Source organism: Burkholderia stagnalis (genome assembly GCF_902830275.1).
In the GTDB taxonomy this organism is placed as follows: domain Bacteria; phylum Pseudomonadota; class Gammaproteobacteria; order Burkholderiales; family Burkholderiaceae; genus Burkholderia; species Burkholderia stagnalis.
Map to the genome: position 1 here is coordinate 77,078 of NZ_CADESW010000009.1, position 23,262 is coordinate 100,339.

Below are 23,262 nucleotides of genomic sequence, written 5' to 3' on the forward strand. Positions count from 1 at the left end.
GAAACAACTCCAGTCAGTCGCGCGCGCGATCGAGCGCGAGCATCGCCTGCACGCTGCGCGACACGCCCTTCAGCAGGCGCACGTAACCCTCGACGCCCACCCGCAGCACTTCCTTCAGGCCGCGCAGCGGCGTATCGGTGCGCTCGCCTTCATGCCAGTCGAGCCACGCATCCGCGCGCCCGAACGTGCACTGCACGAGCTGGCGCTCCTGTTCGAGCGTCAGCGCGTCGAAGCTCACGCCGATGTGCGCGGGCGTCACGCGGCACACGCGCACCGGGAACGGAAACGGCCGGTCGCCGCGCGTCACGCAGACGGTCAGCGTGTCGCCCACCGCGAGCGTCAGGCCCGGCACCGCCTCGAGCCCGAGGCCGCCGGCCGAGTAGTCGCTGGTGAAGCAGGCGGCCGTCGTGCCGTCGGCGAGCAGCAGCGTCGCCGGCACGCGCATCGCGATCCGGTGCGTGACGCGCACCTGCTTCGCCTCGCGCGCGACGGCCAGCGCCGCGCCGAGCATCGCGAGGTTGTAGAAGGTCCAGCCCATCGTGATCATGATCGTCGACGCCTCGTCGCCCTGGTCCACCACCAGCCGCGTGATGCCGGCGAGGATTGCGATCACGTTCACCGCGAACAGCACGAGATACGGCTTCGACGTCGACCAGTCGACGTAGCCCTCTTCGATCTTGCCGCCCTTGTCGGTCACGTTGAACTTGCCGTGCTTCGGGCTCAGGAACGCGACGGTGGTCGGCAGCGCGATGTACCACGCGAGCACCGATTCGTAGACTTCCGCCCAGAACGAATGGCGGTAGCGCCCCTGCATCCGCGAGTTCGCGATGTTCGCGAGCACGAGGTACGGCACCACGTAGCTCGCGAGCGCGACCGCCGACGCGTTGATGAAGTACAGGTGGAAGAACAGGTACGCGAGCGGCATCGTCAGGAAGATCAGCCGCGGCACGCCGTAGAAGAAGTGCAGCATCGCGTTGCCGTAGCAGATCCGCTGCACGAGGCCGAGCCCGGGCCCGAGGAACGGGTTGTCGATGCGGAAGATCTGCGCCATCCCGCGCGCCCAGCGCGTGCGCTGCTTCACGTGGCCGGCGAGGCTTTCGGTCGCCAGGCCCGCCGCCTGCACGGTCGGCAGGTACGCGGACGTATAGCCGCGGCGGTGCAGCTTGAGCGCGGTGTGCGCATCCTCGGTCACGGTCTCGACCGCGACGCCGCCGACTTCCTCGAGCGCGCTGCGCTTCAGGATCGCGCACGAGCCGCAGAAGAACGTCGCGTTCCACAGGTCGTTGCCCGCCTGCACGAGCCCGTAGAACAGGTTGCCCTCGTTCGGCACCTCGCGGAACGTGCCGAGGTTGCGCTCGAACGGATCGGGCGAGAAGAAATGGTGCGGCGTCTGCACCAGCGCGCACTTCGGGTCGCGCAGGAACTCGCCCATCGTCGTCTGCAGGAACGAGCGGGTCGGCACGTGGTCGCAGTCGAAGATCGCGATGTACTCGCCGTGCGTCTTCGGCAGCGCGCGGTTGATGTTGCCGGCCTTCGCATGGCGGTTGTCGTCGCGCGTCAGGTAGTCGATGCCGGCCTCGCGCGCGAATGCCTCGAACTCGGCGCGCTTGCCGTCGTCGAGCAGGTACACGCGCAGCTTCGCGCTCGGCCAGTCCATGCTCTGCGCGGCGAACACGGTCGGCTTCACGACCGACAGCGGCTCGTTGTAGGTCGGGATGTAGACGTCGACCGTCGGCCACAGGTCGGTGTCGTCCGGCAGCGGCACGACCGGGCGGTCGAGCGGCCACGCGGTCTGCACGAAGCCGAGCAGCAGGATCAGCCACGTGTACGCTTCGGCCGCGAACAGCAGGTAGCCCGCGAACGCCTCCAGCGGGCTGCGGAAATCGAGTGTCTGCGTCGCGCGCCACCACACGTAGCGCACCATCGCGAGCAGCGCCAGCGATGCGAGCGCGAGCGTCGGCATGTGGCCCGGCAGGCGGCGGATGCCGAGCGCGAGCACCGCGACGATCAGGAAGAACGCGAACTGCGCGCCGGGCATCAGCGGCGACATGCCGGCCGTCGCCCACAGCAGCGCGCCGCCGGCGAGCAGCAGCGGCGCGAGCCAGCGGCGATGGCCGACCCGCTGCGCGCGCGCGTCGATCCAGCCGCCCCAGCGGTCCCACGGCAGGCGCGCGAGCGCCGCGTTGACGCGCCGCCCGATCGCGCGCACGAACACGTAGGCGGGCACCACCGTCTTGTCGAACCACGCGAGCGGGTCACGCGCCGGCCGCTCGCCGGCGCCCGCGCGCGGCGCGCGCACGAACGCCCGCCACAGCCATTCGCGCGGGCTCAGCGGCTGCAGCACGCCCCACTCGGCGGCGAGCCGCAGGAACACCGCGCGCGCGCGCTTGCGCACCGGGTCGGGCTGCCCGGGCGGCGGCGCGTGGAAGAACAGCCGCACGAGCCAGTCGAGCAGCGTGCGTTCCGCGGGCAGCCCGATGCCGCGCGCGAGCCAGTCGGCCGCGCGGCGGCCGAGTGCGCGCACGGCGGCGGCGAACCCGGCGGGCGTCATCGCCGGTCTCCCGAGCGGCCGGCGCCGGCAGCGTCGAGCCACGCGTCGACCCAGTTCGCGACGCCGTGCAGGTCATGCGACACCTGCGAGTACGGCGCGTCGTCGAAGATCCAGCTGCCGCGCGCGAGCGACTCGGGCACCGCGGCGTCGACGTGGATCCGCTGGTCGAGGATCACGCCCGGGCCCGCGACCTCGCGCAGCATCGCGAGCGCGTCGCGCTGCATGTCGCGGGCCGGATTCAGCCGGTTGACGACGATCTGCAGCGCGCCGCGGCCCGCCCGCAGCACGTCGAGGCGCGCGGCGACGGTCGCGCACGCCGCCGGCTCCGGCGGCACGACGACGAGCGTCAGGTCCGCGCTGCGGATCGCGTGCTCGGCGTGCAGCGACGGATAGCGCGACGCGTCGATCAGCGCGACGCCTTCGGCCGGCAGCGCGATCTCGCCGAGCGCGCGGGCGAGCCACGACGGCTCGGCGGCGAGCCGCGCGTCGCACGCGGCGGCCTGCGCCGCGTCGACGCGCCCGTACGGGACGAACAGCACGCCGTCGGCGTTGCGCCACGTGTGCGCGTGCCACGGCTCGGGTGCGCCGAGCAGGGTCTGCGCGAGCCCGGCCTCGGACAACGCGTCGAGGCCGAGGTGCGCGCCCAGCAGGTTCTGCGGATCGAATTCGACGGCGACGGCCGGCCGGCCGCGGCGCGCGAGCAGCACGGCGAGCGCGGCAGCCAGCGTCGTGCGCCCGGCGCCGCCGCTCGTCGACGTGACGGCGATCGTCTTCATCGCGCCTCCTCGCGGCCGGCGTCGGCGGCATCGGCGGCGTCGGGCAACAGGCGCCCGCGCAGCGCGACCGGCACGATCGCGCACGGCACCGCGTCGTGACGGTCGATCCGGCGCGGCGCACGGAAGCCGCGGCCGAGGCCGAGGTGCTGGGCGACGAGCCAGACCGGCACCGCGATCGCGATGCCGACGACAAAACCGATGACGATGTCGGCAATCATGGGGCCTCCGGCTTGCGCAGCGGCATCGCGCTGCGCGTGGCGCCGCGCGCACGCGCGGCGGCGGTGATCGGGCCGGCCGGGGCCGGGGCTTCGGCGGGTGCGTCGGGCGGCGGCGCGATGTCTTGCGGCTCGGCTTGCGACCCGGCTTGCGGCGGCGTGGCGGCGGCATGGGCCGCCTCCGCGCCCGCATCGGCCGTCTCCGCCTGCGCGCCGCTCGCCGGATGCACGGCCGCGAACAGGTCGCTGTAGTCGGCGATCGGCGCGCGGCGGTTCTCCGCCTTCAGCTTGTTCAGTTCCGCGGCGATGCTGCCGTTGCCGAGGCTCACGATGCGGTCGGACAGCGTCTCGACCGGCACGTCGAAGATCCGCTTGAGCGCCTCGTCCGCATCGGCCGGCTCGCACGCGAACAGGAACACGTACAGGTGCTCGGCGTCGGCCGTCACCACGTCGCCCGCGCGGCGCGGCAGGCAGTGGCGCAGCGCGTCCACGTGCGCGACGCCGGGCAGCAGCGTCATCTTCACGAGCGTGTGCGGCAGCGCGAGCACCGCGCCGCGATCGAGCACCGCGCGGATCCGCAGGCAGAACGCGCCGACCGGCAGGTAGCCGAGCACCGTGTCGCCGAGCGCGGCGGCCAGCGCGACGCGGTAGTCGGCCGCGACCGGCCGCGCCTGCAGCTGGCCGTGCAGCGAATGCACCGCGGCCTGCAGCCGCGAAAACGGCAGGTCGCGCCCGACGACGCTGTTCGCGCCGACGCTCAGCACCAGCATCTCGAACTGGTGGCGCAGCACCTCGCCGCGCTCGACGATCGCGATCTTCAGCGCGCCGCCGCACTGCCGCCGCAGCGTATGGACGGCCGCACACAGCGCCTCGAGCTGCGCATGGGTGCGGAACGCGAGCACGGCGGTCGCCGCCTGCGCCTTCGCGCAGGCCGCCACCACCGCGGCGTTGTCGTCGACGATCTCCCAGTGGGGCGGCACGAAGCGCTCGCCGTCGACCACCGCGCGGCTGACGACCACCCGGTCCTCGTCGCTCGCGAGCTTCATCTGGCGCGGCTGCACGACCGTGTCGGCATCGAAGATCGCCGACAGGCGGCCGCTCGGCGCGAAGCGCAGCGGCCGCACCTCGCCCGCGGCGAGCGTGTCGCCCGCACGCCAGAAATCGACGACCCACAGCAGCTCGCCGTGCGTGCGCTGCAGCTGCGACACGCCCGCGCAGACGCTGTGGAAACCGCTGCGCCGGGTGCGGCGCGCGTCGCGCACGAGCGGCGGATCGTCGGTGTGCGGGTCGGCGGCGTCCTCGGTCCCGTCCTCGGGGTCCATCAGCAGCACGACCGCGATCCGGTGCATCCGGCACCAGTCCGCGAACGCGCGCCCTTCTTCCGCGAGCGCAGCCGGGTCGTGCCAGCTGAACCAGCGCTCCGCGCCTTCGACGAAGTACAGCGAGCGGGCGCGGAAGCCGAAACGCTGCATCGCGCGGAACCCGCCCATCAGCCGCGCGAACGGGCCCGGCTCGGCGCGCGCGGCATCCGCGTGCGCCGGATCGGACGCGCCAGCCGGCGGCATCGCCAGCACGTTCAGGTTGCGCGGCCAGCCGGGCGCGAGCGCGCCGCCCGCGAAGCCGCGCTCGCCCATCTGCGCGGCGATGTTCGCGGCGTCGCGCGCGAGCACGACGGTCACGTCGCGGGTGCGCGCCTGGCGCGCGCTTTCCCATATGAGCGCGTCGCTCGCGCTCGTGCGCGCGGCCGCGTAGATCGCATACAGGCCGCCCGGTTCGAGCTGCGTCCACTCGTCCGGCAGCCCGTCGATCGCGAGCCGGCTCAGCGCCGCCACGCGGCCGTCGGCCGGGCCCATGCGCAGCAGCGCGCGCAGGCGGCCGAACACGCCGGCGGCGCCGAACGCGGGACGGGTGGCTTCGAATTCGGTGTTCACGCTAGGGCTTCCTTTTCACGCATCACGCTAGTAATCCGAGTACAACCGCACCGGCGTCGGCGTGACGAGGCCGGTGCGCGGCTCGCGCGCGTCGAACGCATAGCGCAGGTACAGCAGCCCCGAGCTCGGCGCGTAATCGTGCGAGCGGTCGATGCGCAGCTGCGCGCCGATGCTCAGGTGCGGGTTCATCCGGTACTCGACGATCCCGTTGACGCCATACGAGAACGACACGCCGCGCGTCGAGCTGCCGCCGTACACAAGCCGCGCGAGTTCGTCCGCGGACCGCGCGTTCGCGCCGGCCGGCAGGCCGACCGGGAAATACGGCGAATCGCGCTCGTAGCTGTTCGATACGCCGGTCGTCACGGTCAGGTCCCACGACAGCGCATCGCGCCGCCCCGCCCACTCGATCGGCACGCCGAGCGACAGGTAGCGCTGCGGGCTGTAGTAACCGCCCTGCCCGTACGTGTAGTAGCGCAGGTTCTGCGCGTAATGCCACGCGTTGCCGACGAGGCCGGTGCTCACCCGCATCGTCGCGCGCTCGTACACGGGCACCGTGAAGCCGGTGCGCAGCGTCACCGCCGTGTTGCGCTCGACGCTGCGCCCGCTCAGCACGCCCGCACCGAGTTCCGCGAACACGTTGGTGCGGCCGAGGTCGACCGACGCGCGCAGGTTCACGCCGTCGCGGCGCACGCCGCCCCACACCGCACCGGTCCACGGGTCGCGCATGCCCGCATACGACAGCTCGCTGCTCGTTTCCGGCCGCCGCGACGCGCTCACCGAGAAGCTCGCGGGGCCCGCGTCGAACCGGTAGCGCACGCCGCCGACCACGTAGTGCACCGGAAAACCGAGCGGCGACGTGCCGACGTCGAAGCGCCACGCGTCCGTGCGATAACCCGTGCCGAGCGCGACGCCCGTTGCCGACTGGCGCAGCGAACCGGGCGGGTTCGCGCTCGGCGCGTTCAGCCCCGGATAGGTCGCGAACGTGTTGAGCGCGTAGGCGTTCGGGTTGCTCGTGTCGAGCGTGCCGGCGTCGAGGCGCACCGTGTCGACCTGCAGGAACGCGTGCCCGTCGTAGCGCACCGGCACCTGCATGTAGATCGGCACCTGCTGCGCACGGTATGCGGACACGCCGTTGTCGCCCGACTTGTACGCGGGCAGCCAGCCGATCTCGATCTCCGGGTCGCGGCGCTGCTCGAGGCTCGCGAACGCGGCCTGCGCGGGCGTGCGGCCGTCGCGGCGCGGGCGCACGCCGGTCGCGCGCTCCTGTGCCAGCGACGTCTCGTACAGCGATGCCGCGTCGTCATAGCGCCCCTGCGCCTCGGCCACGCGCCCCGCCGCAACCGTCACGTCGGGGCGCTCCGGCCAGGCTGCCTGCAGGCGGCCGGTGATCTCCGCCGCGTCGTCCGCACGGCGCAGCGCGGTGAGGCGGCGCACCGCCGACAGCTGCGTATCGACGTCGTCGGCCGGCGCGTGCGCGAGCACGCGCTGCACCCGCGCCAGCGCCGCCGCGCGATCACCGCTGTCCTCGTCGATCCGCGCGAGCGCGAGCTGCGCATCCGCGTCGTCGGGCGTGCGCGCGACGATCGGCGCGAGCGCATCGCGCGCCGCGTCGTAACGGCCCTGCGCGCGTTCCAGATCGGCCACTTCGAGCGCAAGGCGCTTGTCCGCGTGGCCGGCCGGGCTCGTGCTCGCGAGCAGGCGGCGCGCCTGCGCATAGTCCTGCCGCGCGATCGCGTCGTCGGTGCGGCGCAGGATCAGCCGCAGCGACTGGTCCTCGAGCCGTGCGGCCTGCGCGGCCGTCAGCGACGGGTCGCGGCGGATCGTGTCGAGCCACGCGGCGAGCGCGTCGTCGCGCCCCGCGCTGCCGAGCAGGTCGCCGTAGCGCAGCCGCACGCTCGCGTCGGCCTCCTGCGGATGCGCGGCCATCCAGTCGCGCAGCGGCACGAGGCCGCGCTCGGGCTCGCCCGCGTCGATCCACTGCGCGCCGATCGCGGCCAGCATGTCGGGATCGTCCGGCGCAGCGGCCTGCGCACGCGCGAGCGCCGCGTCGAACGCGTCGCGTTCGCCCCGCCCGAGCGCGCCGCGCGCATCGGCAAGCGCGCGCTGCGCCTCGAGCTTGCGCGCCAGCGCGCGCATGCCGTCCGAGCGCTGCGCGTCGGCCACCGGCGCGAGCGCGTCCTGCGCGCCCGCGAAATCGTCGAGCGAATGGCGGTACAGCGCCGTCGCGTAGCGCATCTCCGGCGTGCCGGCCTGCGCGAGCCCGTCGTCCATCACCGTGCGGCCGAGCTGCGGCAGGCCCATGTCGCGATACAGGCGCGCGAGCGCGAAACGGGTCCATGGCGCGTCGGGCGCCGCGCGCACCGCGGCCTCGTAGCGCTGCGCGGCCGGCCCGCGTTCGCCCTTGTCGGCCAGCGCGCGCGCCTGCTGCGCGAGCAGGTCGGCGCGCAGGCCGTCGAGCGCGCGCCGGTCGTCGCGGCCCGTGACGCGGCCTTGCACGGCATCGAGCAGCGGGCCGATCTGGTCCGCGCGGCCGGTGCTCTCGTACAGCGTCGCGGTGCTGCGCACGGCGGACAGGCTCGGCGCGCGGGCCGCCAGCAGCCCGCGCAACAGCGGCTCCGCGCGCGCCCAGTCGCGCTGCGCGAGCAGCGCGTCGGCCAGTTGCAGCTTCGCGTCCGGGTTGTCCGGCTGCATCGCGAGCGCGGCGCGCGCCGTGCGCTCCGCGTCCTGCGGGCGCCCGGCGGCGGCCGCCGCCCGGCCCTGCGCGAGCAGGCCCCAGAACTGCGCGGTGCGCGCGAGGCTGTCCCATTTGCCGCGCTGGTCCGGCGCGAGCGACGCGGCCCGCGCGAACAGCGCGCGCGCGTCGTCGTGACGCCCCTCGCGCAGGCGCAGCAGGCCGAGCCCGCCGAGCGCATCTGCGTCGCCTGCGCGCGTGCGCGCGGCCTGCGCGAGCAGCGGGTCGGCCGCGGCCAGATCGCCGCGCGCCAGCGCCTGCAGCCCGCGCTGCTGCGCGATGTAGTTCGGGTCGCGCTCGAGGCGGCGCTGCGCGTCGCGCTGCTGCTCCATCGACGCGACCTTGTCGCGGAATTCGGTATCGTCCGGCACCAGCGCGAGGTACGCGCGCATCGAGTCGAGGTAGGCCGGATCGGTGTCGGCCGACTGCAGCACGCGCCGCCACACGGCCATCGCCTCGGTGCGATCGGTATCGGGGCGCCGTGCGAGCGCCCACGCCAGCCGGTTCGCTTCCGCGCGCGTCGCGCTGCGCTGGTTCAGCAGCTTCGCGAGCCCGAGCGCCGCGTCGGCGTCGTCCGGATCGGCCGCGACCGCGCGGCGCAGCGCCGCGATCGCCGCGTCGGGGCCGCCCGGCCCGTTCGCGACGATCTGGTAATACTCGGCGCCGAGCGCGCCCGACGGCGCGCCGTTCGGGAACAGCGCGACGATGCGCCGCGCGGCGTCCGCCGAGCGGCCGGTGCGCGCGAGCAGGCGGATCCGCGCCATCTCCTGGCGGCCGCTCGTCGCGACGCGGTATTCGTCGGCGGCGCGGCGCGTGTCGGCCGCGCCGGGCGCGCGCGCCTGCAGGCGCGCGAGCGCCGCCTGCGCGCCGGTGGCGTCGCCGACGCGCAGCAGCACGCGCACCTGCTCGGCCAGCAGCGCGGGATTGTCGGGCGCGATCAGCAGCCCCTTGCTGATCGCGTCGCGCGCGAGATCGTCGCGGTGCTTGACGCCCCACATGCGCGCGGTCGCCAGCAGCCGCTGCGCGTCGCTGACGTTGCCGGCAGCCGGCGCGGGCGCGGCCGGCGCCGCCGCGCAGACCGACGACGCGAGCCACGCGAGTCCGGCCACGCGCGGCGCGGCGCGTTTCAGCGGGCGGCGCATGGGCGGCTCCTCCAGCGCACGTCCAGCGTGCCGTCCGCGCCGAACCGGTAGCGCGCATCGCGCCAGCCAAGGCCGAACAGCGTCAGCACGCTCGAGTAGTAGCCGGGCGGCGACTGGCGCGCGAGCGTATCGACGCGCGCCGCCTGGGCGTCCGCGAGCGCGCGCTGGCCGCGCGCGTCGAGGAACGGCACGGCCGCCGCCGAGAAGCCGCCGTTGCCGTCGTTCGGGCCGGCTGCGCCCGTCGTCGTGTCGACCTTCTCCGGCGGCGCGCCGTGCGCGGCGATGTGCTCGGCAAACGGCGCGAAGCGCGCGAGCAGCGGTGCCGCGAGCGGATCGGCCGGGTCGAGCATGCCGGCCCACAAGTACACGCGAATCGCGTTGTACGCGCTTTCGGCGTGGGTGGCCGCATCGGGTGCGAAGCCCGCGCCCGCGCGGTACAGCGCCCAGTCGGGCGAGAACCCCTTCGGCGCGGTGTCGAGCAGCACGCGCGCGGTGCTCGCCGCGAGCGACGCCCAGCGGCGATCGTCCGGCAGCCGCGCGCCGAGGCCGCGGATCACCTGCGGCGGCGAATAGCTCGGGTTCACGCGCCACTGGTCGTTCGCGAGCCGGAAGCCGACCGGCCCCGGCAGCAGCGTGAGGCCGAGGCCCGGCACGCTGGCCGTCTCGTCGTCGAGCACGCGCTTCGCGAGCAGCGCGCCGCGCGCGGTGTAGCTGCGCTCATGCCACAGACGGCCCGCTTCGACGAGCGTGTACGCGATCCACAGGTCGGCGTCCGACGCGGCGTTCGCATCGAGCACGCGCCACGCGCCGTCCGCCGCGCGGCCCCACAGCCACGCGGGCAGGCGCGCGGTGAGGTCGCCCTGCGCGAGATTGTTCTCGGTCCAGCCGAGGATCGTGTCGAACGCGCGCCGGTCGTTCGCGACGAGCGCGAAGAACAGCCCGTACGCCTGCCCTTCGGAGACGGTGCGCGAGTCGGCCGAGCCGACGTCGATCACCCGGCCGTCGGCCGACACGAAATCGCGCTTGAACGCATCCCAGCGCGGCCACGCGGCGCCGCAGGCCGCGCCGGCGGCGTCCTGGCCCGTGGCGGGCGCGCCCGCCGCCGCGCCCGCTGCCGACGCAGCCAGCGCGAATGTCAATGCGAGCGCCATGCCGGCGCGGCGCGCCGGCCGGCTCACCCGCCGCCCTGCCGTTGCCTGCACCATCCGTCACATCCCCCGTCGCCGCGCGGCAATCCTTTGCAGCACGCTGAACGCGCCGAGCGCGAGCAGCAGACCGGCGACGACGCCCACCGCGCCGAGCACGACAGGATGCCGCGCCGCCACCGTCCAGAGCCGCGCGTACCACGGCACGAAGCCGACCACGTACGGGTCGCCCACGCGCATGCTGTCGACCGACCCCGGCCGCACCAGCGCGAGGTCGCCTTGCAGCTGCGACACGAGCCCCGCGTTCTCGAACACGTCGAGCACGCTGCCGAGGCGCGCCGGGTCGGTCGCGCTCAGCGCGACGACGCTGCGGCCGCGGCTGCCCGGCAGCTCGAAGCCGAGCAGCGCCGCGAGCGAGCCGGTCTGTTCGATGCGCGCGCTGCCTTCGGCCATGCCGACGCCGTTGCGCCAGCGCTCCTTCACCGTGAACGCGACCCGCGTGCCGCCCGCGCCGCCCTGCTCGCCGAACGACAGCGGCAGCGCGTCGCGCCAGTGCCCGAGCAGCGGCAGCGACGGCGCGCCGTCGATCACGAGCAGATCCTTGTTGCCCGCCAGCGCGGCAACCTCGCCCGGCCGCACGACCTGCACGCGCAGCGCCGGGAAGCCGGTCCACTGCCCCATGTGGCCGAGCATCGTGAGGTAAGCCTCGAGCTCCTGCGGCGACGGCCGCCCGGCGACCACGACCGCGGTCTGCGACAAGTCCGCGAAGCGCGTGAACGGGAAGCCGCTGTTCGCGAAGTACGCGAGGTTCGGCAACTGCGCGTAGTGGACGAAGTGCGAGAAGTCGATCGTCGAATCGGGGTCGATCGCCGCGCGCTGCGGCTCGGTCGCGGTGCTCGAGCACAGGCCCGTCTTCTGCGAATCGAGCGTGAAGCGGAACTGCAGCTGGTTGCCGCTGCCGACGCGGAACGCCGGGATGTCGACGTCGCTCGTCACGCGCCCTTCCGGCACCGACAGCAGCGGCAGCTGCATGCGCCCGCGCGCGTCCTCGGCGTGGGACGGCCCGAGCCGGTACGACTTCACGAGCTGATCGTTGATCTCGACCGCGAGCGTCGAATTGTCCTGCACGGTCGGCGCCGTGTAGCGGTAGCGCAGCGTGATCGGCACGCCCGAGCCGTTCCACGAATGCAGGTCGGCCGGCACCCGCAGGTTCAGCCGGATCGCGTCCGGCGAGGTGCCGCGCACCTCGAGCTCGCGCGGGTCGCCGACCAGTTCGCGGAACGCGATCGGCCGGTCGACCGGCAGCCAGCGCGGCGCGTCGTACGGCTTGCGCGGCGCGCCGAGGTCGACGCGCGCGACCGTCGCCGACGGCCCCGACAGCGCCGCGCGGCCGAGCACCAGCGCCGCGACCGCGTCGTCGACTTCGGCCGCCGAGCGGCCGGTGACGACCAGCACCTTGCGCTCGGGCGCGGCCGGGTTGTCGGCGACCGCCAGCGTCGGGCCGGTGACGGACGGCAGCGCGAGGCCCGGCGGCAGCGCCGTGACGGGGCCGATCAGCACCGCGTTGTCGTTGGCCGGCAGCGCGGATGACACCGGGAAGCGCGCGTGGCGATAATCCGCGAGCGCGCCGAACCACGACGCGAGCACGCCCGCGCTCCTGAGCGTCGCCGTGTCGGGCGACGCGGGCAGCACGAACGGCAGGCGCAGCAGCCCGTTGTCGCGGCGATCGAAGAACGGCGCGGGCAGCAGCGCGAGATCGTTCGGCAGCCGCACCGGCGACTCGTCGAGGATCAGCTCGCTGGTCGGGCTCACGTCCGCCCACAGCGCCGAATTCATCGGGTCTTCGCAGTGGTCGAGCGTGTAGTGCGCGATCAGGCGCAGGCCGATCTGGTTGAAATCGGAGAAATAGCGGGGATCGATCGGGATGTCCTGCGTGACCATCTTGCCCGCGCGCGGCGCGTCGAACGGCACGGTCGCGACCACCTCGCCGTTCACCGACACCTTCAGGTGCGACATCGGGAACACCAGCGACGGCGAATACGCGTAGGTCAGGCGCAGCCGCGCGCCGGTCACCACGCGGTCGAGCCGCACGCCGGCGTGAATGGTGCGCGCGTCGTCCGCGCCGCGCAGGCGCAGCGGGTCGAACGCGCCGAGCGTCGCGAACGGCAGGCGCACGCTGGTCGCGCCCCGGCCGGCGGACGGCGGCGCGCTCGCGGCATCCGCGGGCGCGGCGGAGAGCGCCGAAGCCGGGGTCGGAACCATGGCCGGCGCCGGGCCGGGCGGCGTCTGCGTGGCAGCCGGCAGGCAGGCGGCATAGAACGTGCCGGCCGCGGCCGCGATCGAGACGAGAAACGACGCGGCCGGCTTCATCGGCCGCTCCGTTTCATCTGATGGTCGACGGTGTCGAAGGCGACGCATGCCGCGCCGCCGGGCAGGCGAATGCACATCCCCAATGCTTCCCCTCTCGTATACAGGTCTGATTGCCTTGAGAAACAGCGCGAACGGTTGAAAGCGGCGCCCTCGCGCCGCCGCGCCGCGCGCCTGGCACCGGCGCGCGCACTCCCCTTTCGTCACACTATCTCAAAAATAGATTAAAACGTACCCCAATTCGAACGTACAAGGCGGAAAGGCCATGAATCCGGTCAGAAATGCCGGCGCAGCGCGCTGGGGGTACGAATTGCGCCGTTGTCACCGGATTGGTCGACCGGCACAATGCCGGGCGCATGCATCCTGTCGGCGCCATCCCGGCGCGCCGATCCGACAAACGGATGTCGGCGGCGATCCCGTTGCAGGCCGCCGGCCGCGCGCGTCCGCGTGAGCGGCGCGTATGCTACCGCATTCTGCCGTGCTTGGCCGCGCTTTCTTTGTGGAAAACCTGAATTGAATCAATCCGTCGCCATTGCCACGCCCGCCCCGGAAACCCTGCTGCGCATCATCGCCGCGCAAACCGAGATCGCGAAGCTCGGGCTCGATCTCGGCAGCGTGATGGCCTACGTGGCCGAACAGGTGCCGTGCCTGACCGGCGCGGCCGGCGCGGCGGTCGAGCTCGCCGAAGGCGACGACATGGTGTACCGCGCCGCGTCGGGCACCGCCGCCGGGATGCTCGGGCTGCGGCTGCGGCGCTCGGGCAGCCTGTCGGGCCGGTGCGTGACGCAGGGCGAGCTGCTGCGCTGCACCGATTCGGAAACCGACCCGCGCGTCGATCGCGACGCCTGCCGCCGGGTCGGGCTGCGCTCGATGCTCGTGATGCCGCTCACCCACCTCGATACGACGGTCGGCGTGCTGAAGGTGATGTCGCCCGCCGTCGACGGGTTCACGCCGGCCGATGCCGGCACGCTGCGGCTGATGGCCGAGCTGATCGCGGCCGCGATGTTCCACGCGGCGCGCAACGAGGCGAACGAGCTGTACCTGCGCGCGACGCACGACGCGCTCACCGGCCTGCCCAACCGCGCGCTGTTCTACGACCGCCTGCGCCAGTCGATGCACGCGGCGCTGCGCGGCCATGCCCGGCTCGGCATTCTGAACATCGACATGGACGGCCTGAAGCCGATCAACGACGTGCACGGCCATCGCGCGGGCGACGCCGCGCTGCGCGAGGCCGCGACGCGGATGATGGGCGCCGTGCGGCGCTCGGACACGGTCGCGCGGCTCGGCGGCGACGAGTTCGGCGTGATCCTGCCGAACATCCGCACCCGCGCCGACGCGCAAACGCAAAGCGAACGGCTCGCGCAGACGGTCGGCGCGCCGTTCGAGTTCGAGGGGCGGCCGCTCGCGCTCGGCGTAAGCGTCGGGATCGCGATGCTGCCCGACGACGGCACCGAGATGAACGCGCTGATCGAACACGCGGACCAGGCGATGTACGAGGTCAAGCGGTCGCGGCGCAGCGCGCGCGAGGACGTGACTGCGTAACTGCGTGACGGTGTGACGGTGTGACGGTGTGACGGTGTGACGGCGTGACAGCGTGACGGCGTGACGGCGTGACGGCGTGACGGCGTGACGGCGTGACGGCGTCGAGGGTACGACACCCGTTGCCGCCGGCCGCTCTTCAGAACCCCGACATCGCGATCGCGGCCCCGACGATCGCCCACTGGATCACCGCGATCAGCACCCCGGCCCGGCACAGGCCGATCGCGCCGCGCACGCGCGCATCGAGCGCCCGGCCCGCCTTCGCGGCATCGATCCAGCCGAGGTCGGCCAGCGCGCGGTCGAGCGCCGCGAGCGCATCGCCGGCGCCGTCCGGCGCCGTTGCCGTGGCCGCATGCGCGAGCGCCGCAAACAGCCGGCGGTCGATCGCGATACGCACCGCATACCACAGCGCCGCGACACCCGACGCGGTGCTGACGGCCGCGAGCAGCGCCCGCGCGAGTGGCGCGGCCATCCAGCCCGCTGCGACCCACCACCCCGCGCCCGCCGCCGCGAACGCGGCCACGATCGCCCACGCGCCCGCATCGAGCGCGCCACGGGCCGCGGCAATCCGGTACGGCGCAGACGGGTCGCGCATCACGCGTCCCCCGCCGCGCGGCGGTCGATCCAGTGCTGCAGCACCGCGACGCCTTCGTCCGACCACACCGCGCGCGGCCGGGCCGCCCGCACCGCCGCGAGCGCGTCGCGCGCATCGGTCAGCCCGCGCCGCAGCGCCAGCCACGCGGCCGCGCACAGCACGCTGCGGCCGTAGCCGAGCGCGCAGCAGACCAGCACGTCGCGGCCCTCGCCGTGCAGGCGCTCGAGCGCCGCGACGGCCTGCTGCAACTGCAGCGCGGTCGGCGCGACGAGGTCGAGCTGCGGCACGCTCACATACGCGAGCGATGCATCGGCCGCGGCCCAGCGCGGCATCTCGGCGGTCAGGTCGACGAGCCCGGTGAACCCGTGCTTCCGGAGTTCGCGGGCGCTCGGCGCGCGGCCGATCGACACGCGTTCGTCGATGCGCGCGGGCGCCGGGTTGCGGAACGTCCATGCGCGCGAATTGACGAACGCGCCGGCGATCGTCGGCGCGAACAGCAGCCGCATGAACGGCGCAAACCGGCCGTCGGCGCGCTTCTGGAATGCGGACGGCGCGCCGCGCCGGTAGATCCATGCGACGCACGCCAGCGCCAGCGCGCCCCACCCCGCCGCCAGCGCCCAGCCAGCCGCATGCGGAATGCATGCGAGCGCGACGAGCGCCGCGATGCCGGCGCCGAGCGCATAGCGGCGCGCGAGCGCGCGGCCGGCCACGGACGGCGCCGCATCGGCGCCCGGCAGCCGGCCCGCCGCGTCGCGCAACGGGAACAGGAACAACGCGAGACAGCCGACCGCCGCGCCGGTCGGCACGTCGATCACGTGATGCTGATAGGTCGTCAGCACCGACACGCCGATCGTCGCGAACCACACATGCAGCACCGCGCGCGCCAGCGTGCCGCGCAGGTGCTTCGCGTAGACGGCCCACAGCACGACGAGCAGCCCGATATGCAGCGACGGCGCCTGGTTGAACGGCTTGTCGAAACCCATCAGCAGCGTGAACAGCGCGCCTGCCACGCCGCCCGCGTCGGGCCGCTCGAAGCCGAAGCGCAGCGGCCACGCGACGAAGCACGCGACCGAGATCAGCTGCACGGTCAGCAGGCGCTTCACGTGATCGAGCAGATCGTCGCGACGGGCCCAGAACAGGAACGACAGCGCATACAGCAGGTCGATCGACCAGTACGGCACGATCGTCCACGGCACGAACGGAATCGCATGCTCCCAGCCGAACGCGAAGGTCGGCACCGCGTCGCGGCGCGCGGCGAGCCAGTTCGCGAAGCCATAGGTCGAGAAGAACACCGCGCCCATCGCCGCGAGCCAGCCGACGCGCAGCGCGAGCGACGCGTCGCGCGCGCCGGCCGCGGCCGGGGCCTGGGCGGCCAGGCCGCGCGCGCGGCCGCCGAGCTCGCCCATCACGCGTCGACCCGCTGCGCGAGGCTCACCGTGAAGATCCCCATCGCGTCGATCCGCTGGTCGAGCTTGCGGAACCCCGCGCGCGCGACGAGTTCGTCCATCTCGGCCTGCGAACGGCGGCGCATCACCCAGGTCGCGTCGCCGCGATGGTTGTTCAGCGCGCGCGCGATGAATTCGAGCTGCGGATGCCACGGCTGCCCCGTATAGACGAGATAGCCGCCCGGCGGCACCGCCTGCGCGAGCCCGCGCAGCGAGCGCTCGATCAGCGCGTTCTCGCCGAACAGCTCGTACAGGCCCGACACGATCGCGAGCGTCGGCTGCGGCGCGAGCGCCGCCAGCGACGCGTCGTCGAACGCGTCGCCGCGCTCGAAGCGCGCGATCGCTTCGAGGCCGCGCTGCGCGATCAGCGCGCGCCCCGCCTCGACGTTCGGCGGGCTGTAGTCGCGCAGCGTGATGTCGTCGGGCGCGGCGCCGTCGCGCTCGGCCGCCGACGCGATCGCGTCGAGCACATAGCGGCCGTGCCCGGCCGCGATGTCGACGATCCGCACCGGCTCGCTGGCGCCGCGCAGCCGCGCGATCGCCGCGCCGATCAGTTCCTGCAGATGAATCTTGCGCTGGCGGATGCCGGCCCAGCCCGGCGAATCGAGGTAGGTGCGGTCGATCAGCCGGCCGATGCCGAGCCGGCCTTGCGCATCGTTGCGATACACGTAGTCGAGCGTCGAGCCCGAATCGAAGCCGAGCTTCAGGCCGAGCGCGATGCCGTCCGACAGCGCGCCGCCCGCCTTCAGCCCCGCGCGCGTGATCGCCCAGTACGCGCGTGCGAGCGGATTCGCGGGCGGCCGCGCGAGCGCCGCGTATTCGTCATGGAACGCGCCGCGCCGGTCGGCGTCGGCGAGCGACACGCGTGGGCTCGGCGTGTCGAATTCGCGCAGCACGAACGCGCGCAGCGGCGCGAGCGCCTGCGCGCGGTCGCGCTCGCCGAGCGTGTCGTGATAGAAGCCCGGCAGCACGATGCGCTCCTTGCGCGCCGAGCCGAGCCGCTCGTAGAAGCGGTCCTGCGGGCCGCGATGGACCACCCAGTCCGCGCCGGAAATCAGCAGTTGCGTCGGCACGGTGATCGCCGCCGCGTCCGCGACGATCCGCTGCGCGGTGTCGTGCAGGTCGAGCAGCATGTTGACCGCGATCGGCCGCGTGATCAGCGGATCGGCCGCGTAGCTCGCGATGCGCTCGGGGTCGTGCGTGAGGAATTTAGGCTTCACGTAGCTGTTCACGTAGAACAGCCCGCGCAGCTTGTGCATCAGCCGCAGGCCGGGCCGCGCGAACGGCACGTAGAGCTTGATGTGGAACGCCGGCGACGCGACCGCCAGGCAGCGGATCGGCGGCGCGTAGTCGTGCGCCCAGGTTGCCGCGAGCACCGCGCCGACGCTCTGGCCGACGACGGCCATGTCCTCGATCGCGATGCCATGCGTGTCGCGGATGTGCTCGACGAAGGTCTGCAGGTCGCGCACCGACGCGGCCGCGCTCGGGCTGTAGCCGCGCGCGCCGGGCGAGCGGCCGTGGCCGCGCGCGTCCCACGCGAAGAACGCGAACTCGGGCAGGTCGAGCTCGTCGACGAGGTGCGCGACGCGCGCCGAATGCTCGTGGCCGCGATGCAGCAGCACGATCGCGCCGCGGCAGCGCTCGCCCGTCGCGGGCCAGTGACGGTAGAACAGCGGTTCGCCGTCGTGCGTGGTGAATTCCGCCTCGCGGGCGATGCGTGTGCTCATGCGCTCTCTCTCGGTTCGTTATTCGAAGCAACAACGCGACGCCGCCCTCCGGCGTCGCCCGCTCAACCGCCCGCTTCGGCGATGCCGGCCCGCACGCGCCGCACGACGGTCACGGCCGACAGCACGATCAGCAGCCGCCACAGCCATGCGGCGAGGCCGCCGGCCGGCAGGCCGACGCCGATCCACAGCGCGAACGCGCCGAGTGCGAACGCGCGGTCGCTCTTGCCGAACGGGCCGTCGTAGCGGCGGCTCGCGCCGACGAGCGGGCCGATCAGGCCTGCGCATTCGACGATCACCGCCAGCAGCGCGAACAGCCACACGTCCGCCTGCGAGAACGCAGACACCGCGAGGAACGGCAGCACCAGCGCGACGTCCGACACGACGTCGCCGAGCTCGTTCAGGTACGCGCCGAGCGTGCTCTTCTGGCCGTGCTCGCGCGCGAGCATGCCGTCGATCGCGTTGAGCGCCATGCGCACGAACAGCCATACGGGGATCAGCAGGAACAGCGCCGGCGCGAACGCGCCGAGCCCGGCCAGCGCGCCGACGACGATCGAGCCGCCGGCCGCGAACAGCGTGACCTGGTTCGCGGTGACGCCGCGTTCGACGAGGGAATTCGCGAGCGGTCGCAGGCGGTTCTGGAATTTGGGTTTGAGTGCGTACAGGCTCATCGTTTTAATTGGCACCGCTTGGGGTTCGTCTCCGCGGGCGGCCCCCGGTGCGGAAACGGTCGACTACTGGACGGGCATAATCGTCGCCGAGCAGCCCCCGGGCGTCAAGCGCGCGGCCGGCGCGGCGATCTGGCGTTTTTCCGGGAAACTCGCGATAATCCGCTGGCCCGAATGCAATGCAACATGGTTGCAAATCGTATTCGCGCACTCGTGCAATAGCGATCACTCCCGCCGGCAATCGTGCAACCCGCCGATTATCGCGGACCAGCGACAGGCACTCACTCATTTGAAAAAATTTAAACATGGGCCGTCCGATGCGCATCGCGCCGCATCGGCATTCCGGGATGCCGTCCGTCACGCGTGCGCCGCGCGGCGGGCGTGCGAACCGCAACGACAGGAGGCGCGCCGCCGATGAACATCCTGCATGCATGGCAGCGCGACTTCCTGCTGACGATCGTGCGGCTCGTCGCCGGCGCCTATCCGGTCTGGCACCAGGCGCCGCCGAGCCCGACGCAGAAGATCTACTTCTCGAACCATACGAGCCACATCGACACGCTCGCGATCCTCGCGGCGCTGCCGCGCGACGTGCGCGCGGTGGTGCGGCCGGTGGCCGCGCGCGACTACTGGGACAGCAGCGACATGAAGCGCCACATCGCGCAGAAGCTGCTGAACGTCGTGCTGATCGACCGCCACCGCGAGACTGGCGGCGACCCGCTCGACCCCGTGCGCGACGCGCTCGCGCAGGGCCATTCGATCATCATCTTCCCCGAAGGCACGCGCAGCGCCGAGGCGCTGCCGCAACCGTTCAAGAGCGGGCTGTTCCATCTCGCGAGCGAATTCCCGAACGTCGCGCTCGCGCCCGTCTACCTGGAGAACCTGCAGCGGATCATGCCGAAAGGCGCGATCTGGCCGGTGCCGCTGATCTGCAAGGTGCACTTCGGCGCGAACGAGGCGCGCGGCGACCAGGAAGACAAGGCGTCGTTCCTCGCGCGCATGCGCGACGCGATCGTCGCGCTCGCGCCGCACCGGCCGGCAGGCTGAGCGCGGCGCGCCCCCTCTTCATCCGGACAACCACATCCACATGCGAACACTTTTCTGGGAACTGGTCGCGGGCGTCACCGCGCTGCTGAGCGTCGCGACCGTGATCGGCGCGATCCTCGGCGCGCGCAGCGGCGGCACGAGCGCGACGATCGTCAACCTGAACCAGCGCATCCGTGCATGGTGGGCCATGATCGCGGTGATGGTGATCGCGATCGGCCTCGGCAACAACGTCACCTACCTCGTGTTCGCGGTGCTGTCGTATCTCACGCTGCGCGAATTCATCACGCTCACGCCGACCACCGCGAGCGATCACACGACGCTGTTCATCGCGTTCTTCGTCGCGATCCCGGTGCAGTACCTGCTGCTCGGGATCAACTGGTACGGCATGTATTCGATCTTCGTGCCGGTGCACCTGTTCTTCGCGATGTCGCTCGTGTCGGCGCTCACGCAGGACACGCGCGAATTCCTGAGCCGCAACGCGAAGATCAACTGGGCGCTGATGGTGTGCGTCTATGGGCTGAGCCATGCGCCCGCCGTGCTGATCCTCGACATTCCGCGTTACACCGGGCAGAACGCGCTGCTGCTGTTCTTCTTCCTCGTCGTCGTGCAGATCAGCGACGTGCTGCAGTACGTGGTCGGCAAGCTGTTCGGACGCCGCAAGATCGCGCCGCGCCTGTCGCCGTCGAAGACGATCGAGGGCTTCGTCGGCGGCGGCCTGCTCGCGACGCTGTGCGGCGCGTCGCTGTATCGCGTGACGCCGTTCAGCTTCGGCGCCGCGTTCGGCATCTCGCTCGCGATCGTGGTCGCCGGCTTCGTCGGCGGGCTCGTGCTGTCGGCCGTCAAGCGCTCGCTCGGCACCAAGGACTGGGGCTCGATGATCGCCGGCCACGGCGGGATGCTCGACCGCGTCGATTCGATCTGCTTCGCCGCGCCGGTGTTCTTCCACCTCGTCCGCTATCTGTACGTGTGACGCGGCGGCGGCAGGCGCCGCCGTTGCCGCCCGCGCGCCGCGTTCATGCCGGCGCGCGGCGCCTCAATACCCTTCCCGCAGCGCCTTCGGCACCACGTAGCGCCCGCGCGCGTCGTCGAACTTCACCGTGTAACGCGCATGGATCGCGCGGCTGCCGCGCGTGCCGGTTTCGGTCACCGTCAGCGGATACACGGCGCCGGTGGCCGTCGTGTCGGGCGCGATCTCGAAGCGGCGTGCCTCGCAGCGCGCCTGCGCATTCGCGCATTCGGACGACTCGGCATTGTCGAGCGCTTCGTTGATGCGCGGCGCCGCCAACACCAGCGCATTGCCGTGCGGCAGCCAGATCGCGCGGAGGCTTTGCGTGTAGCCTTGCCGCGTGTCGCTGTCGCCGATGACGAAACCGAACAGGCGCGGCCCGAGCCGCTGAATGCTCACGGTGCCCGGCGCGCCGCGCTTGCCGGACGCGATGTCCGTCTTCGTCAGCACCGGTTCGAGCCCCTTGCCGTCCGGCGACGGGCGCAGCACGTACAGGTCGATCGTGCCCGGCGTGGCGTCCGAATCCATGCCCGGCATGCCGTCCTGCACGCTCGCGGCGGTCTCGCCGCACATCGCGAGCAGGTAGCGCGGGCCGTCCGGCGTGGCGACGCGCAGCGTTCCGCACGGCTGGTAGATGGCGTCGTCCGGGTCCTGCTGCCAGCCCTTGCGATCGGCGCGCCACGCGCCGTAGTGATCGCGGATGAACGCATGCAGCAGGCGGTCGGCAGGCGCGGAGCGCGCCGGCAGCGCGGCGAACAGCGCGCAGGCGGTAATCGTCAGCAGGCGGCCGACGGAACGGTCAGGGTGTTTCAACGGGACAGGCGTGGTCGTTTTTGTCATGTCGTCGCGCAGCGCAAGCCGGCCGGGAGCCGCCGGCTCGTCGATTTCGGAATCGCGACAGCTTATCAGGAGAAAGCGACAGACCAGCCGGCAGCGTGGTTCCCGCGCTGCATCGCGGGAACCGAACGAAAAAGCCGTGTGCAGCGCGGAGCGGCGCGCCCGTCACCGTCGCGCCGCCCTCGCCTGCTGCTCAAGGAAACGCCGGAATCGTCGGATCGTGCCCCTTGACGCCCGCGTCCGGGTGATGCTGCTTGATCAGCGCCTCGATTTCGTCGACGCGATCGGTCTTGACGTCCACCATCAACAGCAGCTCGCCACCCTCGACCGCGCCCTCGAAGCGCTTGAGCCGTGTATTCGGCACGTTGACGCCGATCATCGTCGAAGTCCACGCGCCGAACCCGGCGCTGAGCAGCGTGATCAGCACGACGGCGCCCGCGCCGAGCTTCAGCCCCTCCGGCTGGTACAGCAGCGCGGCGAGCCCGACCGCCATCCCCACCAGCCAGCCGACCAGCGTGCCGCGCCCGAGCGCCGGCAGCAGGTCGCTGCGCTGCGCGAGTGTCGCTTGCGGCAGGTTTTCGGTTTCCACGCCCGGCGCGGCCAGCACATGAACATGCCGCCATTCGACGCGGCGGAGCAATAATTCGTCGATGATCCGCGACGCACTTTTCGCATTGGGCAACAGCACGTAGATTCTTCGCATTTCGCGCCTCTCCTTCCGGCGAACGCGGACGCCCGCGACACCTGCATCGCGGCACGTGACGCCGGATCATGCGCCGCGACGATCGGAATCTTTCCATATTAGTCGCTATCCGCGGCGACATACGGGCGGCGAGCCGCCTCGCCATCATCGAAGTGCGTGCCGGAATCCCGGTGGCCGACCACGGGGACGAACCGGCGTCCGCCGGCCCGCTGCGTCATTGCGCGTCGGTCGTGCCGGCGTCGATCGACAGCGCCTCGCCGATCGCATAGAAGTTGCCGCCCGCGATGTAGTGCAGGCTGCGCAATGCCGGGTCGGCCTGCTCGAAATGCCAGTGGCCGTCGCTGAACACGCGCGTGTCGGACCACGCGCCGACGACCTCGCCGATGAACAGGTCGTAGGTCTGCTGGTTGTGCGGCTCCGGAATCAGCTTGCACGCGAGCCAGCCCGAGCAGCCGGCGACGAACGGCAGGTCGTGCCCTTCGACGTCGAACAGCGCGACGCCGGCTTCGCGCAGCTTGTCCGGCCGGTCGGCGAGGCTGTGGCTGCCGACCGCATGCGTGAGCGCCAGCTGCGCGGCGGTCGGGATCTGGATCACGAACGTGCCGCTGCGCTCGACGAGTTCGCGGGTCTTCGCGGACTTGTCGAGCACGACCGTCAGCTTCGGCGGCATGAAGTCGAGCGCGCAGGCCCACGCGGCGGCCATCACGTTGTCGGTGCCGCCGTGACGCGCCGACACGAGCACGGTCGGGCCGTGATTGAGGAGACGGTAGGCCTTCTTCAGCTCCACCGGAGCGATATGACTGTCCATTCAGTTCTCTCGACACGATTCTGCAAACGCCCGCA

Annotated in this window: 17 protein-coding genes; 3 read left to right on the forward strand and 14 right to left on the reverse strand. The window is 72.5% G+C overall.

The genetic code is table 11. The features are described 5' to 3' along the window. Window positions 1–13: 13 nt before the first annotated feature. The 7 genes from bcsA to bcsB are packed head-to-tail and all read right to left on the reverse strand — an operon-like array spanning window position 14 to window position 12,861. The gene (gene bcsA / locus HWY45_RS17455; protein ID WP_059885584.1) at window positions 14–2,551 is read right to left on the reverse strand and encodes a UDP-forming cellulose synthase catalytic subunit; all 2,538 of its coding nucleotides are present in this window, start codon (window positions 2,549–2,551) and stop codon (window positions 14–16) included. After that, window positions 2,548–3,327: a cellulose biosynthesis protein BcsQ gene (gene bcsQ, locus HWY45_RS17460; RefSeq protein ID WP_059885582.1), complete on the reverse strand. Its 780-nt coding sequence runs from the start codon at window positions 3,325–3,327 to the stop codon at window positions 2,548–2,550. Before bcsQ ends, bcsA begins: the two co-directional genes overlap by 4 nt. Next, complete coding sequence (locus HWY45_RS17465) at window positions 3,324–3,545, reverse strand: hypothetical protein (RefSeq protein WP_059805483.1); 222 nt, start codon at window positions 3,543–3,545, stop codon at window positions 3,324–3,326. Before HWY45_RS17465 ends, bcsQ begins: the two co-directional genes overlap by 4 nt. Then, on the reverse strand, window positions 3,542–5,473 hold the full coding sequence (gene bcsE, locus HWY45_RS17470; RefSeq protein WP_059885580.1) for a cellulose biosynthesis protein BcsE: 1,932 nt from the start codon (window positions 5,471–5,473) through the stop codon (window positions 3,542–3,544). Before bcsE ends, HWY45_RS17465 begins: the two co-directional genes overlap by 4 nt. Window positions 5,474–5,500: 27 nt before the next feature. Then, window positions 5,501–9,346, reverse strand: coding sequence for a cellulose synthase subunit BcsC-related outer membrane protein (locus HWY45_RS17475; RefSeq protein WP_059885578.1), 3,846 nt, complete (start codon window positions 9,344–9,346; stop codon window positions 5,501–5,503). Continuing rightward, window positions 9,331–10,551, reverse strand: a complete 1,221-nt coding sequence (bcsZ, locus tag HWY45_RS17480) for a cellulose synthase complex periplasmic endoglucanase BcsZ (protein WP_059885576.1) — start codon at window positions 10,549–10,551, stop codon at window positions 9,331–9,333. The genes HWY45_RS17475 and bcsZ overlap by 16 nt, the downstream gene beginning before the upstream one ends. 3 nt (window positions 10,552–10,554) lie before the next feature. Further along, on the reverse strand, window positions 10,555–12,861 hold the full coding sequence (gene bcsB / locus HWY45_RS17485) for a cellulose biosynthesis cyclic di-GMP-binding regulatory protein BcsB (RefSeq protein WP_059885574.1): 2,307 nt from the start codon (window positions 12,859–12,861) through the stop codon (window positions 10,555–10,557). Between the two features lie 510 nt (window positions 12,862–13,371). Here bcsB and HWY45_RS17490 point away from each other — a divergent pair. Continuing rightward, window positions 13,372–14,400 (forward strand): sensor domain-containing diguanylate cyclase, encoded by a 1,029-nt coding sequence (locus HWY45_RS17490; protein WP_059805465.1) that lies wholly within the window; start codon window positions 13,372–13,374, stop codon window positions 14,398–14,400. Window positions 14,401–14,536: 136 nt separating this feature from the next. On the opposite strand, the gene HWY45_RS17495 is transcribed toward HWY45_RS17490, so the two are convergent. The 4 genes from HWY45_RS17495 to HWY45_RS17510 all read right to left on the reverse strand — a co-directional run bounded on the left by HWY45_RS17495 (window position 14,537) and on the right by HWY45_RS17510 (window position 18,832). After that, window positions 14,537–14,992 carry a hypothetical protein gene (locus HWY45_RS17495; RefSeq protein ID WP_059885572.1) on the reverse strand — a complete coding sequence of 152 codons (456 nt, stop codon included), beginning with the start codon at window positions 14,990–14,992 and terminating at the stop codon, window positions 14,537–14,539. Continuing rightward, a complete protein-coding gene (locus HWY45_RS17500; RefSeq protein WP_059885570.1) occupies window positions 14,992–16,398 on the reverse strand; it encodes a phosphatase PAP2/dual specificity phosphatase family protein in 1,407 nt (468 codons plus the stop codon). Before HWY45_RS17500 ends, HWY45_RS17495 begins: the two co-directional genes overlap by 1 nt. Next, window positions 16,398–18,164: a bifunctional alpha/beta hydrolase/class I SAM-dependent methyltransferase gene (locus HWY45_RS17505; RefSeq protein ID WP_059805452.1), complete on the reverse strand. Its 1,767-nt coding sequence runs from the start codon at window positions 18,162–18,164 to the stop codon at window positions 16,398–16,400. Before HWY45_RS17505 ends, HWY45_RS17500 begins: the two co-directional genes overlap by 1 nt. A gap of 62 nt (window positions 18,165–18,226) precedes the next feature. Then, window positions 18,227–18,832 (reverse strand): CDP-alcohol phosphatidyltransferase family protein, encoded by a 606-nt coding sequence (locus tag HWY45_RS17510; protein ID WP_059567022.1) that lies wholly within the window; start codon window positions 18,830–18,832, stop codon window positions 18,227–18,229. 411 nt (window positions 18,833–19,243) lie between these two features. Here HWY45_RS17510 and HWY45_RS17515 point away from each other — a divergent pair, with 411 nt between their 5' ends. After that, a complete protein-coding gene (locus tag HWY45_RS17515; RefSeq protein WP_059567190.1) occupies window positions 19,244–19,873 on the forward strand; it encodes a lysophospholipid acyltransferase family protein in 630 nt (209 codons plus the stop codon). Window positions 19,874–19,913: 40 nt separating this feature from the next. After that, window positions 19,914–20,843 carry a phosphatidate cytidylyltransferase gene (locus HWY45_RS17520; protein WP_059567020.1) on the forward strand — a complete coding sequence of 310 codons (930 nt, stop codon included), beginning with the start codon at window positions 19,914–19,916 and terminating at the stop codon, window positions 20,841–20,843. A 63-nt stretch (window positions 20,844–20,906) separates the two neighbouring features. Here the strand turns inward: HWY45_RS17520 and HWY45_RS17525 are convergent, their stop codons facing one another. From HWY45_RS17525 to HWY45_RS17535, 3 genes are all read right to left on the reverse strand, one after another. After that, window positions 20,907–21,719 (reverse strand): hypothetical protein, encoded by an 813-nt coding sequence (locus HWY45_RS17525; RefSeq protein ID WP_059885568.1) that lies wholly within the window; start codon window positions 21,717–21,719, stop codon window positions 20,907–20,909. Between the two features lie 190 nt (window positions 21,720–21,909). After that, window positions 21,910–22,419, reverse strand: coding sequence for a hypothetical protein (locus tag HWY45_RS17530; RefSeq protein ID WP_059805443.1), 510 nt, complete (start codon window positions 22,417–22,419; stop codon window positions 21,910–21,912). A 214-nt stretch (window positions 22,420–22,633) separates the two neighbouring features. After that, entirely contained in the window at window positions 22,634–23,227 is a 594-nt protein-coding gene (locus tag HWY45_RS17535) for a flavin reductase family protein (RefSeq protein ID WP_059885566.1), read from the reverse strand. Window positions 23,228–23,262: the final 35 nt, after the last annotated feature.

Excerpts from the sequence above, each read along its gene's own strand:
- HWY45_RS17510 (WP_059567022.1), bottom strand. The coding sequence starts at position 18,832 with ATGAGCCTGTACGCACTCAAACCCAAATTCCAGAACCGCCTGCGACCG.
- HWY45_RS17500 (WP_059885570.1), bottom strand. The coding sequence starts at position 16,398 with ATGGGCGAGCTCGGCGGCCGCGCGCGCGGCCTGGCCGCCCAGGCCCCG.
- HWY45_RS17515 (WP_059567190.1), top strand. The coding sequence starts at position 19,244 with ATGAACATCCTGCATGCATGGCAGCGCGACTTCCTGCTGACGATCGTG.
- HWY45_RS17525 (WP_059885568.1), bottom strand. The coding sequence starts at position 21,719 with ATGACAAAAACGACCACGCCTGTCCCGTTGAAACACCCTGACCGTTCC.
- bcsQ (WP_059885582.1), bottom strand. The coding sequence starts at position 3,327 with ATGAAGACGATCGCCGTCACGTCGACGAGCGGCGGCGCCGGGCGCACG.
- HWY45_RS17475 (WP_059885578.1), bottom strand. The coding sequence starts at position 9,346 with ATGCGCCGCCCGCTGAAACGCGCCGCGCCGCGCGTGGCCGGACTCGCG.
- bcsA (WP_059885584.1), bottom strand. The coding sequence starts at position 2,551 with ATGACGCCCGCCGGGTTCGCCGCCGCCGTGCGCGCACTCGGCCGCCGC.
- HWY45_RS17530 (WP_059805443.1), bottom strand. The coding sequence starts at position 22,419 with ATGCGAAGAATCTACGTGCTGTTGCCCAATGCGAAAAGTGCGTCGCGG.
- HWY45_RS17535 (WP_059885566.1), bottom strand. The coding sequence starts at position 23,227 with ATGGACAGTCATATCGCTCCGGTGGAGCTGAAGAAGGCCTACCGTCTC.
- HWY45_RS17495 (WP_059885572.1), bottom strand. The coding sequence starts at position 14,992 with ATGCGCGACCCGTCTGCGCCGTACCGGATTGCCGCGGCCCGTGGCGCG.
- HWY45_RS17465 (WP_059805483.1), bottom strand. The coding sequence starts at position 3,545 with ATGATTGCCGACATCGTCATCGGTTTTGTCGTCGGCATCGCGATCGCG.
- bcsB (WP_059885574.1), bottom strand. The coding sequence starts at position 12,861 with ATGAAGCCGGCCGCGTCGTTTCTCGTCTCGATCGCGGCCGCGGCCGGC.
- bcsZ (WP_059885576.1), bottom strand. The coding sequence starts at position 10,551 with ATGGTGCAGGCAACGGCAGGGCGGCGGGTGAGCCGGCCGGCGCGCCGC.
- HWY45_RS17505 (WP_059805452.1), bottom strand. The coding sequence starts at position 18,164 with ATGAGCACACGCATCGCCCGCGAGGCGGAATTCACCACGCACGACGGC.
- HWY45_RS17520 (WP_059567020.1), top strand. The coding sequence starts at position 19,914 with ATGCGAACACTTTTCTGGGAACTGGTCGCGGGCGTCACCGCGCTGCTG.